12 protein-coding genes are annotated in these 13,306 nt (G+C 66.6%); 6 read left to right on the forward strand and 6 right to left on the reverse strand.

Going from position 1 to position 13,306, the window contains the following annotated elements; all coding sequences use genetic code 11:
* The first annotated feature begins 104 nt into the window (after positions 1–104).
* A complete protein-coding gene (gene menD, locus ACFVWT_RS01765; protein ID WP_390244698.1) occupies positions 105–1,904 on the forward strand; it encodes a 2-succinyl-5-enolpyruvyl-6-hydroxy-3-cyclohexene-1-carboxylic-acid synthase in 1,800 nt (599 codons plus the stop codon).
* Between the two features lie 232 nt (positions 1,905–2,136).
* Positions 2,137–3,111, forward strand: a complete 975-nt coding sequence (locus ACFVWT_RS01770) for a hypothetical protein (protein ID WP_390244700.1) — start codon at positions 2,137–2,139, stop codon at positions 3,109–3,111.
* 87 nt (positions 3,112–3,198) lie between these two features.
* Here the strand turns inward: ACFVWT_RS01770 and ACFVWT_RS01775 are convergent, their stop codons facing one another.
* The 4 genes from ACFVWT_RS01775 to ACFVWT_RS01790 all read right to left on the reverse strand — a co-directional run bounded on the left by ACFVWT_RS01775 (position 3,199) and on the right by ACFVWT_RS01790 (position 7,425).
* A complete protein-coding gene (locus ACFVWT_RS01775) occupies positions 3,199–4,008 on the reverse strand; it encodes an amino acid ABC transporter ATP-binding protein (RefSeq protein WP_390244702.1) in 810 nt (269 codons plus the stop codon).
* An 11-nt stretch (positions 4,009–4,019) separates the two neighbouring features.
* The gene (locus ACFVWT_RS01780; RefSeq protein ID WP_011692964.1) at positions 4,020–4,811 is read right to left on the reverse strand and encodes an amino acid ABC transporter permease; all 792 of its coding nucleotides are present in this window, start codon (positions 4,809–4,811) and stop codon (positions 4,020–4,022) included.
* A gap of 96 nt (positions 4,812–4,907) precedes the next feature.
* Complete coding sequence (locus tag ACFVWT_RS01785) at positions 4,908–5,711, reverse strand: ABC transporter substrate-binding protein (protein WP_390244704.1); 804 nt, start codon at positions 5,709–5,711, stop codon at positions 4,908–4,910.
* 283 nt (positions 5,712–5,994) lie between these two features.
* On the reverse strand, positions 5,995–7,425 hold the full coding sequence (locus ACFVWT_RS01790) for an isochorismate synthase MenF (protein ID WP_390244706.1): 1,431 nt from the start codon (positions 7,423–7,425) through the stop codon (positions 5,995–5,997).
* 130 nt (positions 7,426–7,555) lie between these two features.
* Here ACFVWT_RS01790 and ACFVWT_RS01795 point away from each other — a divergent pair, with 130 nt between their 5' ends.
* The 4 genes from ACFVWT_RS01795 to ACFVWT_RS01810 all read left to right on the forward strand — a co-directional run bounded on the left by ACFVWT_RS01795 (position 7,556) and on the right by ACFVWT_RS01810 (position 12,025).
* Entirely contained in the window at positions 7,556–8,329 is a 774-nt protein-coding gene (locus ACFVWT_RS01795) for a demethylmenaquinone methyltransferase (protein WP_390244708.1), read from the forward strand.
* 11 nt (positions 8,330–8,340) lie between these two features.
* Complete coding sequence (locus ACFVWT_RS01800) at positions 8,341–9,675, forward strand: geranylgeranyl reductase family protein (protein ID WP_390244710.1); 1,335 nt, start codon at positions 8,341–8,343, stop codon at positions 9,673–9,675.
* 9 nt (positions 9,676–9,684) lie between these two features.
* Positions 9,685–10,788, forward strand: a complete 1,104-nt coding sequence (locus ACFVWT_RS01805; protein ID WP_390244712.1) for a polyprenyl synthetase family protein — start codon at positions 9,685–9,687, stop codon at positions 10,786–10,788.
* 397 nt (positions 10,789–11,185) lie between these two features.
* The gene (locus ACFVWT_RS01810) at positions 11,186–12,025 is read left to right on the forward strand and encodes an endonuclease domain-containing protein (RefSeq protein WP_390244714.1); all 840 of its coding nucleotides are present in this window, start codon (positions 11,186–11,188) and stop codon (positions 12,023–12,025) included.
* 142 nt (positions 12,026–12,167) lie between these two features.
* Here ACFVWT_RS01810 and ACFVWT_RS01815 read toward each other — a convergent pair whose 3' ends face one another.
* Positions 12,168–12,593, reverse strand: coding sequence for a hypothetical protein (locus ACFVWT_RS01815; RefSeq protein WP_043484916.1), 426 nt, complete (start codon positions 12,591–12,593; stop codon positions 12,168–12,170).
* 14 nt (positions 12,594–12,607) lie between these two features.
* A complete protein-coding gene (locus ACFVWT_RS01820; protein WP_390244716.1) occupies positions 12,608–13,279 on the reverse strand; it encodes a trimeric intracellular cation channel family protein in 672 nt (223 codons plus the stop codon).
* Positions 13,280–13,306 lie beyond the last annotated feature (27 nt).

Here is a 13,306-nt window from a genome sequence, read left to right on the forward strand (position 1 = left end):
CTGCAGTTTACCTAACTCGTGTGAGCCCGGCGCTGCTTTGGGAGAGCGTTGGCGTGGAGGCGGCGGGAAGTGGGAGAGCGTTGGGTTGGTGGCAGACTGGATTGGTGACTTCCGAGAACCCGCTGGACCCGATCAACGCCTACGCCGCCGCCGATGATGCCCCGCTTTCCGAAGGTGACCCCACGGGTGCCCCGGCCAGCCCAGGATCCGGCACCCTGACCGCAATCGAGGCCGCGCGGGTTGCCGTGACCTCCCTGCTCGACGGCGGCGTCCGGTACGTGGTGGTTTCGCCTGGTTCGCGGTCCGCGCCCATGGCCTACGCGCTCGCCGAGGCCGACGCCGCCGGACGGGTTGAACTCCTGGTCCGGATCGACGAGCGGTCTGCCGGGTTCACTGCCCTGGGCCTCGCCCTGTCAACGGGGGCGCCGGTGGCCGTGCTCACCACGTCCGGAACCGCCGTCGGGAACCTGGTGCCCGCCGTGATGGAGGCCAACCACGCCGCTGTTCCGCTGGTGGTGCTCTCCGCCGACCGGCCGGACGAACTCCGTGGAACCGGCGCGAACCAGACCACAACCCAACTGGACCTCTTCGGCGAACACGTCCGGTTCGCCGTCGACGTCCCCGCCGGTACGGACCCGCAGCGTGCGATCGAAACGGCGCTCAGCGCGGCCACGGGGGTTTTCGAGGACACCCCGCCGGGGCCCGTGCAGCTGAACCTGGCCTTCCGCGATCCGCTGGTCCCGGCGGCCGGCGACCACCTGCCGGAGGCAGCCGGCCCGGGGATCTGGCAGATCGGCCGGGGCCCCGAGCCGCTCACCCTCCCACCGGCACCGGCCACGCTGGCGGAACGGCGCACCGTGGTGCTGGCAGGGCACAACGCCGGCCCCGTTGCCGAAGCCTTCGCCCGCGCCCACGGCCTGCCGTTGTTGGCCGAGCCGTCCTCCAACTCGCGCTTCGGGCCCAATGCCGTGGGGCCGTACCGGCTGCTGCTGGAGCATTTCGGCCCGGATTCCGCCCAGCCGATCGAGCGGGTGGTCCTGTTCGGCCGGCCCACCCTGTCCCGCCCGGTTTCCGCGCTGCTGGCCCGCGCCGACGTTCCCTCGGCCCTCTACCAGCCGCTTCCGGTGGCGTGGTACGAGCCGGGCCGCCGGACCGAGCTTCCGCTGGACAACCTCAGCGACCTCGCCGACTTCTCAGGCCGCGGCCCGTCGGCGTGGCTGGATGCCTGGCTGCTGGCCGGCGCCGCAGCCCAGCACGCGCTGGACCAGGTGCTGTCCGAGGAACCGGCCGCGACCGGACCGACCGTCGGTGCACTGGTGTGGAAACACGCGCGCGGGCAGCTGATGCTGGGGTCCTCCAACGGCATCCGCGACGTGGACCTCGCCGGCCAGCCCACGCCCGAGCCGTCCGCCACCGTATTCGCCAACCGCGGCCTCGCCGGGATCGACGGCACGATCTCCACGGCCACGGGCATCGCGTGGGGCGGCCGGCAGGAGACCACGCTGCTCATAGGCGATGTCACCTTCCTGCACGACGCCGGCGGCCTCCTCCTGGGCTTCGCCGAGAACGACCCGCTGCTGCGCATCGTGGTCCTGAACGATGCCGGGGGCGCCATCTTCAACCTTCTGGAGCACGGCGCCGTGCAGGAATCCGGAGCCTACGGCAACGCCGTCGAACGCCTCTTCGGCACCCCGCACAAAGTCGACATCGCGGCACTCGCCGCAGCGTACGGCGTCGAACATTGCTCGGTACGTACGACGGCGGAACTCGCCGCCGCGCTCGCCGCGCCGCCGTCGGGGCGCAGCATCGTTGAAGTCCGCACGGACCGGGCGACTCTCCGCGAGCTGCATACCCGCATCAAAGCCGCGGTGGGGGAAGCCGCACGGGGTGTTCTAGGAGGCTGACCCGCGACGCGCCGGCTGCCGGGCGACGCGCCGCCTGACGGGGCGTCGCGCCGGCTGCCGCCCGACGCGCATCACGCCTGACGACGCGCAAATGCCCTGGCGCACTCCGTATTCCTGGTGCGCCAGGGCATTTGCGTAGCGCAAGTGCCCTTGTGCGTCGAAAACGGGCGCCTTATCCACATGCAGGCGCCCGCAGCTGTCACCTGGGCGGCACCGTTGGCATCGTGAACGTATGAACGATCTCCCGCCGCTGCTCCTCGCCCGCGACCGCGTCCTGCATGGGCTGACAGCGAAGGACTTGGTCCGGCGGGCAGCGTCGGGTGCGCTCGTGAGAATCCGGCACGGGGTGTACGTAGACGGGCCGGCCTGGCGGGAACTGATGCCCTGGGAACAGTACCGGCTCCGTGTCCAGGCTGCAGGAGAAACGCTTCACAGCCCCACCGTTTTCGCTCGGCATTCCGCGGCAAGCGTGTGGAAGATTCCCACCATGGGCGTGCGTCATCCCGTTCAGGCACTGACGTTGAAGAACGACGGCGGCCGGTCCCGCGCCGGTGTCCGCCGCTACTTCGCAGATCCGTCAGGCCTGGCAGTTGTCCGGCGGGAGGGCCTGCTGGTCACGGACCGCATCCGGACTGTTCTGGATCTTGCCGCGTTCACGCCGTTCACCGAAGTTGCTGTGCCCTTGGACCATGTGCTCAAGCCGGACCGCACCGGCGGGTTGCGGGCCCTGACCTTGGATGACCTGACGGCCGGTGTTGGGTCGAACTACACCGGGGCAGCCCAAACGAGGATCCTCACGGCGCTGTCGTTCGCGACTCCGCTTTCCGGGTCGGCGGGGGAGTCCTACAGCCGCTCGCTGATGCACGTGGGAGGTTTCGAACCACCGGTCCTCCAGCAGGCGGTCTACGACTCCGACGGCCTGGTGGGCTACGCAGATTTCTCGTGGAAGCAGGCAAAGGTCCTCGGAGAGTTCGACGTCGTGGCAAAGTACGTCAAGCCGGAGTTCCTGATGGGCCGGACGGCATCCCAGGCGGTGGTGGACGAAAAGGGGCGTGAGAACCGGATCCGGGCCGCCGGGTTCAAGGTGGTGCGGTGGGACTGGGCCGACCTGATGGAACCCGGCAAGCTGGAACGCATGTTGGCAGCGGGCGGCGTGCCCCGCCGTCGAGCCCGTTCAGCCGACTTCGAGGCGCGAAATGCCCCGTGACGCGCAAATGCCCTGGCGCACCCGGAATTGCAGGTGCGCCAGGGCATTTGCGTAGCGCCCGGGCACTTACGCGTCGAAAGCAGGAGCCTAGCTCGAGATGTCGATGTGGGTCGGGTCCAGGACGCGCTTGAGGAATTCCTTGGTGCGGGACTGCGTGGGGGCGCTGATGACCTGTTCGGCCATGCCTTCCTCGACCACAACGCCACCGTCCATGAAGACCACGCGGTCGGCCACTTCGCGGGCGAAGCCCATCTCGTGGGTCACCACCAGCATGGTCATTCCCTCCTTGGCCAGGTTCCGCATGACCGACAGGACGTCGCCCACCGTCTCCGGGTCAAGGGCCGAGGTGGGCTCATCAAACAGCATGAGCTCGGGGTCCATGCTCAGCGCGCGGGCAATCGCCACACGCTGCTGCTGGCCGCCTGAGAGCTGGTCCGGGAAGCGGTCGGCCAGGTGGCCCAGGCCCACGCGGTCCAGGTTGGCCTGCGCCACCTTGTCCGCCTCGGCCTGGCCGCGCTTGAGCACCTTGGTCTGGGCGATGGTGCAGTTCTGCCGGGCGTTCAGGTGCGGGAACAGGTTGAACTGCTGGAACACCATGCCTACCTTGCGGCGCATCTTGTCGATGTCCACGTCCGGGTCGGTAGCCTCGAAGCCGCCTACCTGGATAGTGCCCTCGTTGGGCTGCTCGAGCAGGTTCACGCACCGCAGCAGGGTGGACTTGCCGGAGCCGGACGGGCCGATCAGGCAGACAACCTCGCCGGGGGCAACGTCGAGGCTGATGCCCTTGAGGACTTCGTTGGAGCCGTAGGACTTGCGGAGGTCCTTCAGGGAGACTCCGGCCGCATGGACGGATCCGCTGGTACCGGCGCTGCCGGAGGAGTGTACGACGTCGTTCATGACTGTCCTGCCTATCGCTTCGTCCGCGCGGAGCGGCTTTCGAACTTCCGGGCCAAAAGGCTCAGCGGGATGGTGATCACCAGGTAGAAGGCACCGGCCACGAGGAGCGGGGTGAGCCCTGCGCCGAGGCTGGAGATGCCATCGCGGCCGAACTTGGTGAGTTCATACTGCGAGGCGGTGAGGCCCAGCACGTAGATCAGCGAGGAGTCCTTGGTCAGCAGGATGACCTCGTTGGTCAGCGGCGGCAGCACGATACGGAACGCCTGCGGGATCACGATGGACACCATGGCACGCCACTGGGGCATGCCGAGCGACCGGGCGGCTTCCAACTGGCCCTTGGGCACCGCCTGCAGGCCGGCTCGGAGCGTTTCGGCGATGTAGGCCGCGGCCACCATGCCCAAGGAAATCATCACGACAATGGTGACATTCCACTGCACGCCGAACGCGAGCGGAACACCGTAGCCGAAGGCGATGAACACCAGCAGGGCGGGAATGCCGCGGAAGAACTCGATGTAGCCCGTGGCGAGCCAGCGGTAGAGCGGGAAGCTGGAGAGCTTCATAAGTGCCAGCAGCAACCCGCCGGACAGGCCCACAATGAAACCGAGGGCCGTGTAGATGAGGGTGTTCTTGAGGCCGGAGAAGAAGATGTCCGGGAACATCGGGCCGATCTTGGCGAAGTTGAAGACGCTGGTGCCGATGGTCTTCCAGTCCGTGGCCAGAACCAGCGCGGCCACAGCCACAACGAAGATTCCGGCCTGTACGTACAGGCTGACTTTGGCTCGTTGACGTGCGGTCATTGCCATGGTGTTCTCACATTCGTTTGCGCAGTGAGGGCCCCGTGCAGGCTGATGAACAGATGCTGGACGGGGCCCCGGCTGCGTAGGTCTCTGGAGCGTGGGCTACTTGGCGGCTTCGCCGAACCAGGTGGTCTCGTACTTCTTCAGGGAGCCGTCGTCGGTCAGGCGCTTGAGGGTGGAGTTGACCTGGTCAGCCATGGCGGTGTTGCCCTTCTTGATGGCGATGCCCAGCTTCTCGCCCGTTGCGTAGTTCTCCACGCGCTTGAATTTGGAGTCATCCTTGATGGCGTAGCCAAGCACGGACTGGTTGCCCAGGGCGGCGTCGATGGTGCCGGCCTTGAGTGCCTGGACCAGGAGTCCGGTGTCTTCAAACTGCTGCGCGTCGATGCCCTTGTCCTTGGCGTACTGGGCGCCGGTGGTGGCCTGCTGCACACCCACCTTCTTGCCTTTGGCGCCGTCGATGTTCGTGATACCTGAAGCCTCAGTGGCCACCAGGGTCAGATCGTCGTTGAGGTACGGGTCGGAGAAGTCCATGACGGCCTTGCGGGTGTCCGTGATGGAGACCGAGGAGATGGAAACGTCGCAGCCGGTGAGCGCTGTGCCGGTCTCGATGGCCTCGAAGGAGCTGTCCACCACGCTGAGCTCGGCCTTCAGGTCCTTGGCGACCTCGGCGGCGATGTCCATGTCGAAGCCGACAATCTTGCCGTCCTTCTGGAACTCGAACGGCTCGTAGGGGACGTCGGAGCAAACGGTCAGCTTGCCGGCGTTGATGAGCTGGACGCCGCCCGCGGAGGACGCGGCGGGGGTGGAGCTGCCGCCGCAGGCCGTGAGGGAGAGGGCGCCGACGGCGAGGATTGCGGCTGCCTTGGCGGCCAGCTTTGCCGTGGCGGAGGACATGAGCTGCATAGTTTCTTACCTTTTGTTGCAGGGGTATGCGTGACTAAAACGGCTTATAGTGTATCGCCGAACCTGAGATGTGCATCACAGAAAACTTAGTTTCACTATTGGATAACTAATATCGAGGCTAGCGCAAGACCCCGCACCGGAGCATTGTCTGAAATCCCGGACTCTCGGCCCGGCTGGCTACCCGCTGGCGTTCCCTCACCCCAACTGGCTGGCAGTTAACGTCCTGAAAACGCTGTTTCGCGACGTTAACTGCCAGTCAGTTGGGTCCCCGGCGGCGTTGAAGTCAGCTTTTGATCCCCAGCGACTCGAGCATTGGCCGGAACTTGGCCCAGGTCTCCGCGAGTTCGGCTTCGGGATGCGAGCCCTCCACGATGCCGCAGCCCGCGTAGAGCCGCACCGTGTCCGGCGCCTCGACGACGGCGCCGCGCAGCGCGATGCCCCATTCGCCGTTCCCCGCCGCATCCAGCCAGCCCACGGGGCCGGCGTACGGTCCGCGGTCCATGTGTTCCAGCTTGCGGATCAGTGCACCGGCCACGGTGGTGGGCGTGCCGCAGACCGCTGCTGTGGGATGCAGCGCGTTGATCAGCGCCAGGCACGTCGGCACGTGCCCCTCCACCTCGGTCAGTTCGGCCTTCACATCGGACGCCAGATGCCACACGTTCGGCAGCTCCAGGATGAACGGTTCGCTGTGCGCGTTCATGGCCTCGGAGAAAGGCGCCAGCTGGGTGGTGAGCGACTGGATGGCAATCTCGTGCTCATGCCGCTGCTTCTCGGATCCCGCCAGCACGCGCTCGGCAAATTCGAGCGGCGAGCCGTCCATCCCTTCGGCGTCGCGCCGGTCCAGGGTTCCGGCCAGGACCCGCGCCTGGGCAGTCCGCCCCTCCACCTGGATCAGCATTTCCGGAGTCGACCCCACCAGGCCGTCCACGCCGTAGGTCCAGCATTCGCGGTACCGGACAGCCAGCTGGCGCAGGATCTCCGCCGCGTTCACACCCTCCGGAATGGTGGCCACGATGTCCCGGGCCAGCACCAGCTTCTCCAGCTTGCCGGTGCGGATTTCCGCGACACCTGCCGCCACCGCGGCCATCCAGTCATGCTCGCTGAGCGATCCGGTTTCGAGTTTAGGTACGACGTCGGCACCCGGGTTTGCGGTTATGCCGCCGCCGGGACGGTCGCCACGGGGCGGCCCGTTCGGGGCCAGTCCGACGGCGGAGCCCGCCAAGCCGGTGTCCGGCAGCCCGGTTTCCCGCAGTTCGGGGTCCGAAGATTCGGAGTCCAGGGGGTCTGCCTCGAGCCAGCGCTCCAGGGCGGCGAGGGCGCCCGCCTCGGTGAGTTCGCCGTCGTCGAACGTTAATTGGGTGAGCCAGGCGCGGCCGTCCCTGACCCCCACGACAATCTCGGGAACGATCAGCCGTGAACGGTGCGTGGACACCTTGGAGAACGCGAAGGAGCCGAAGGCCACCGGACCGGTGCCGGGGCATTCCACGGAGTCGGTGACGTCCGCCTCGAGGACCAGGTGCCGCCACCAAATGTCGGCCTCCAGGAAACGCTCGGGCCCTGTGGCGGTGAAGCGGGCGATCTCGCCGAAGCCCACCAGGCCGGCCTCGCGGCGGGTCCAGCAGAGGACATCGTCCCGGACCAGAAATGACGGCAGCCCCCCGGAGAATGATCTTCCATCCAGAGGGACTGTCAAGGTGCGGAACGTACTCGTCATGATGAGATAACAGTACTCCCGAGTCCGGCCGGCGCCCTGTCGGGGCGAAGGCCACCGCGCAGCTTTCAGCCCACAGCCCAAAGAATCGCCGTGGTTCGTGGGTCAGCCCAACATTTGAGACAATGTCATGGTGAACCGAGCATCCTTGGATAAGCGTCCGGACGAAGTAGCCACGATGTTTGACGACGTCGCCCCCAAATACGACGTCGTGAACGATGTCCTGTCCATGGGACAGACGCGCCGCTGGCGCCGGGTAGTCGTCGAAGCAATGGATGTGAAGGCCGGCCAGCGCGTGCTGGACCTTGCCGCGGGAACGGGCACCTCCAGCGAGCCCTACGCGGATGCGGGAATCGACGTCATCGCCTGCGACTTCTCCCTCGGGATGCTCAAGGTGGGCAAGCGCCGCCGCCCGGATATCAACTTCATCGCCGGTGACGCCACGCGCCTGCCGTTCGCGGACAACAGCTTCGACGCCACCACCATCTCCTTCGGGCTCCGCAACGTCAACGAGCCCAAGAAGGCCCTGGCGGAAATGCTGCGCGTCACCAAGCCCGGCGGCAAGCTGGTGATCGCGGAGTTCTCCCAGCCGGTAGTGCCGCTGTGGCGCACCATGTACACCGAATACCTGATGCGCGCCCTGCCGGCCATCGCCGTGAAGGTCTCGTCCAACCCGGACGCATATGTCTACCTCGCCGAGTCCATCCGCGCCTGGCCGGACCAGGACCACCTGGCCGGCTGGCTGCAGGAATCCGGCTGGGAAAAGGTCACCTACCGCAACCTCAGCGGCGGCATCGTGGCCGTCCACCGTGCGCACAAGCCGTTGTCCGGCAGCGCCGCGGCCATCGCCAACCACACCGGCCCCGTGGCGAAGCTCCGCCGCAACATCACCCGGCCGGCGAGCTAGCCGACACTGCCGTGAACGTACTGATCGTCGGCGCCGGCCCTGCAGGGTCCACTGCCGCCTACTACCTCGCCAAGGCCGGCATTCCCGTCACGGTGCTGGAGAAAACCCGGTTCCCGCGCGAGAAGGTCTGCGGCGACGGCCTCACTCCGCGCGCCGTCCGCGAGATCCAGAAGCTCGGCCTCCCGCACTCCGAAGAGGCCGGCTGGCGGCGCAACAAGGGCCTCCGCCTGATCGCCGGCGGCCGAACCATCGAGCTGCCCTGGCCGGAAGTCTCCGACTTCCCCACATATGGCCTGATCCGCACCCGCCTGGGCTTCGACGAGGAGCTGGCCCGTCACGCCGAGGCCGCCGGCGCCACCATCCTCGAAGGGCACAGCGTCACTGAAGCCCTGCGCGCCCCGGACGGCCGCGTGATCGGTGCCCGCGCGGCACTGCTTGACGAGTCCGGACGCAAGACGGGGGAGACGCGCGACTTCCTTGCCGACGTCGTGCTGGCAGCAGACGGAAACTCATCCCGGACCGCCGTGTCCGTCGGCATCCAGAAGCGCGACGACCGCCCGCTCGGTGTCGCCGTGCGCACCTACTTCACCAGCCCGCGCCACGACGACGACTGGATGGAAGGCTGGCTGGAGCTCCCCGGCCGCAACGGCGAACTGCTCCCGGGCTACGGCTGGGTCTTCGGCGTGGGTGACGGCACCTCCAACGTGGGCCTGGGCATCCTGAACTCCTCCAAGGAATTCGGCAAGCTCGACTACAAGCAGGTCCTCCGCGAGTGGACCGCCGGCATGCCCGCCGAATGGGGCTTCACACCCGAGAACCAGGTGGGCGAGATCCGCGGCGCCGCGCTGCCCATGGGCTTCAACCGCACCCCGCACTACTACCCTGGCCTGCTGCTCCTGGGCGATGCCGGCGGCATGGTGTCGCCGTTCAATGGCGAGGGCATCTCCTACGCCATGGAATCCGCCCGCTTTGCGGCCGAATACATCATCGACGCCAGCACCTGGCAGAGCCGCTACGCCAAATGGACGCACGACGACGCCGACCTCCACTTCAAGGGGTACGCGGACTATGTGCGCGGCCAGTGGGGGAGCCATTTCACCCTGGGCCGCGCCTTCGCCTCGGTGATCGGCAAGCCGTCCGTGATGAAGCTCGCGCTCCGCACCGGCATGCCGTTGCCCGCGCTCATGAAGTTCGTAGTCCGGCTGATGGCCAACGTCACGGATGAATCAGCCAAGGGATTCGAGGACAGGGTGATCAGGCTCCTGGAGGCCCTGGTGCCTGCCACCTCCAACACCTCCCTGTCCCCGTCCAGCTACACCTCCGCGGTTTCCGCACCAAAAAGTTAGGGTTAACCCGTGACGAACTCTGCCAAGCACAGCTGGACCCACGCCGGACACGGCCTGCCGGACGCCAAGGAACCCGAGCCCAGCACCACCGCCATCGCCACGGGACTCCAGCTGCCGGCCGGATTTGCCGCTATTGCGGACGATCCCGAGCTGGGCCCCGCCATCACCACCAACCTTGCCCGGGTGGAAAAGAAGCTCCGCGAGGCCATTGCCAACTCCGATCCGCTGGCTGACGCGACGTCGCGCCACCTGGTGGAAGCCGGCGGGAAGCGGATCCGCCCGTTGCTGGCCCTGCTCTGCGCCCACCTCGGTGACGCCTCGCGTCCGGCCGTGGTGCAGGCTGCCGTGGTGGTTGAGCTCACCCACCTCGCCACGCTTTACCACGACGACGTCATGGACTCGGCCCCGTTCCGCCGCGGCGCCCCCACCGCGCACGAGGTCTGGGGCAACTCGGTGGCCGTGCTCACCGGAGACCTGATCTTTGCCCGCGCATCCATCCTCGTGTCCGAACTCGGCTCCCGTGCGCTGGGAATCCAGGCCCGCACCTTCGAACGGCTCTGCCTGGGCCAGCTGCACGAAACCGTGGGACCGCGCCCCGACGAAGACCCCGTGGAGCACTACCTGTCCGTCATCGCGGACAAGACCGGTTCCCTGGTGGCCGCTTCCGGCCAGCTCGGCGCCATCTTCTCCGGCGCCGATGAAGCCTACGAGCCGCTCCTGGTGGAGTACGGCGAGAAGATCGGCGTGGCCTTCCAGCTGGCCGACGACGTCATCGATGTCACCGGAATCAAGGTCAAGTCCGGCAAGTCCCCGGGCACGGACCTGCGCGAAGGCGTGCCCACGCTGCCGGTCCTGCTCCTGCGCAACGCCGCCGCCGAAGGTGACCAGTCCGCCGTCGAACTTTTGAAACTGATCGACGGCGACCTCTCCTCGGATGAGGCACTCGCTGCCGCCGTGGCAGGCCTGCGGGACCACCGGGTCACCGCGGAGTCGTGGGTTGTGGCGCGTGCCTGGGCCGATGAAGCCATCGCCGCACTGGCGCCGCTGCCCGACGGCGTGGTCAAGTCCTCGCTCACCAGCTTTGCCCTGGCAGTGGTGGACCGCGCGAGCTAATTTGCCCTGCCGCGTGCCGCCGGCTTAAACGGAACGGCCCCGGTTCTTTGCAGCAATACGAGTCATACGCTGCATCGAACCGGGGCCGTTTCTCCGTTCGCATCAGATCCACCGGAGGCATTTAGTGGATCCGTGAAACAGTCTATGACAGCTTTGTCACGAATGCGAGTCGTCGTGTTAATCGGCGTGTCACAGTTCTGTGGCTAACCCTGGGTGACTGGGTGCCTGGCTGCTCCCGTCGTGACCTTGTATTGCTGGCTTCCTCGACCACAGCGCCCCCGCCACGGCGTGTTGCAGGCCATTGGCGTCGAAACCGGGTCGGCACGGCGGCTGTAGGTTGTCCACATAGCCTCGCCGCGGGATGTTGCAGCCTGAATGCCCGACCCACGCTGGCTTGATGGACCTCCTCACATTTCTGCGGCTTCGGGGTGGTGCGGCCAAACGCAGCCAACTGGTGGCCTCCGGCTTCCAGAGAGTTGAGCTTGAGGCCGCGGTGGCAACGGGCCTGCTGTTCCGTCCGTTGCGAGGCGTCTACTCGACAGCAACCGCGGACGACGGCGTGGTGGCCGCTTTTCGGTCGAACGGACTGCTCACGTGTATCTCGGCCGCCGCCCATTACAACCTCTGGACGCTGCACCCGGCACAGGCATTTCACCTGAGCTGCGGGAATGGAGTCCCCAAGCCGGGTGTGGTGGATCATTCACCCTGCACCCACCCCAAGCATCCGTCGCTGCCGGTGGCCGGACTTGCTGACGTGCTGCTGCATGCGCTGAGGTGCCTGCCCGAGTTGGATGCGTTGGTGATGGTGCAATGCGCCGCCCAGCGCGGAGACATCACGGGCGAGTTCCTGCTGAAGAAGCTGCCGGGGAAACGAAACGGCAGGGCACGCGCCGTGCTGGATCTCCTGATTCCCAGGGCGGACTCACTGCTGGAAATATTGGCCCACACGCATTTTGTCCGTGCAGGCCTCAATATTCGCATGCATGTTGAACTGCCCGGCGTGGGTGAAGTCGACTGCCTCGTGGACGATTGGCTGGTGGTGGAACTCGACGGAGCGTCCCATTTTGAACCTCGACAGATCAAGAAGGACAATCGCCGGAGCAGGTCCAGCATCCTGGGCGGCCGCCTGACGCTCCGCTACTACTACGACGATGTGGTGCACAATCCCCAAGCCATGGTGGAGGACATCCGCGCCATACTGCGCCTTCACGCCGATGGCGGGTTCGCGCCATGGTGAGCCGCTACGCCGTCGTGACCTTGTTTACGGCAGCCAGCCGCCGGACACGCCCGGTTTCCGGCGTGGCGCCGGTCTCCGGGGTTGAAACAAGGTCACGACGGCGGCGACGGTGGCCTCCACCAAAGCGGCGGAGCCAGGGACCCTAGTCCTCTTCGTCGTTGAACGCCCACTCAAACATGTCAAACACGAACTCGGAGAACGTGCCTTCTTCGCTCTTCCACTGGCCCCGGGCGTTGTTGCGGCGGTACACAATGGGGTCCGGGACGCCGAGATCGCCCACGCGGAAACCCCAGGTGAACTGTTCTTCCTCGTCCTCAAGGAACATCAGGAAGCCTTCGTCATCAACTTCGAGTTCCTCGGGGTCCCAGAAGTAGTGGTACGCCTCCATGAGGTCCTCGCAGCCACCCAACGCCAGGTAGAACTCGCGCAGGACCAGCGGGATCTGGAACTGGTGCTCGGACAGGGCCTCGTCGAGTTCTTCGGGGGACAGCCCGTCCTCTTCCTGCCATTCGTCTTCGAGATACTTCGGAACAAGCGCGCGGAACTTCTCGAGGAACATGTCAGTCATGGTTCTTATCCTAGCTAATCGCGGCCCACGTTTTCCGCCGTCCCCAGACCCAGCCGGTGCCACCCCCGGACGGCCAGCGGAACGTACCAGGAACGGCGCCAGGCCGTCACCCGGAAGGCGAATACGACGGCGGCAACAGCTCCCGCGGTGATCGCGTTGAAGGAACCGGAAACCCACAGGACGGTGGTCAGCGCCGCCCCGGTAAACGCGGGGAGGGCGTAGATGTCCTTCGGGTCAAAGAGCTGGGGCACCTCATTGGCCGTGATATCGCGCAGGAGGCCGCCGCCCACCGCCGTCGTGACCCCCAGCAGCACCGCCGCCACCGGGTTCATTCCGGCAGTCAGCGCCTTGAGCGTACCGGTGATGCAGAACAATGCGAGCCCGCCGGCGTCGAACAGGATGAGCAGCGACGTGTAGCGCTGGACGCTGGAAAACAGGAAGTACACCAGGACGGTGGCCAGCAGCGGGGGAGCGAGGTAGGCCGGGTTGGTGAACGCCGCGGGAGGGCCGCTGTTGAGGATGATGTCGCGGATGACACCGCCGCCCAGGGACACCAGGGACGCGAGCAACAGGGAACCGAGGATGTCGAACTGCTTCCGCGCCGCCAGCAGGGACCCGGAGACTGCAAAGAAGAAGATGCCGGCGAGATCCAGCCATACCTGAACCGCGTCGAATGAGATGGTCAATGGGCGTCCCGGTCAGTGTGGAAGGGG

The sequence above is a fragment of the Arthrobacter sp. NPDC058288 genome (assembly GCF_042880995.1).
In the GTDB taxonomy this organism is placed as follows: domain Bacteria; phylum Actinomycetota; class Actinomycetes; order Actinomycetales; family Micrococcaceae; genus Arthrobacter.

What these genes read in the sequence shown, in the direction of transcription:
- ACFVWT_RS01770 (WP_390244700.1), top strand. Translation starts at nt 2,137, where the DNA reads ATGAACGATCTCCCGCCGCTGCTCCTCGCCCGCGACCGCGTCCTGCAT.
- ACFVWT_RS01775 (WP_390244702.1), bottom strand. Translation starts at nt 4,008, where the DNA reads ATGAACGACGTCGTACACTCCTCCGGCAGCGCCGGTACCAGCGGATCC.
- ACFVWT_RS01780 (WP_011692964.1), bottom strand. Translation starts at nt 4,811, where the DNA reads ATGGCAATGACCGCACGTCAACGAGCCAAAGTCAGCCTGTACGTACAG.
- ACFVWT_RS01785 (WP_390244704.1), bottom strand. Translation starts at nt 5,711, where the DNA reads ATGCAGCTCATGTCCTCCGCCACGGCAAAGCTGGCCGCCAAGGCAGCC.
- ACFVWT_RS01790 (WP_390244706.1), bottom strand. Translation starts at nt 7,425, where the DNA reads ATGACGAGTACGTTCCGCACCTTGACAGTCCCTCTGGATGGAAGATCA.
- ACFVWT_RS01810 (WP_390244714.1), top strand. Translation starts at nt 11,186, where the DNA reads ATGGACCTCCTCACATTTCTGCGGCTTCGGGGTGGTGCGGCCAAACGC.
- ACFVWT_RS01815 (WP_043484916.1), bottom strand. Translation starts at nt 12,593, where the DNA reads ATGACTGACATGTTCCTCGAGAAGTTCCGCGCGCTTGTTCCGAAGTAT.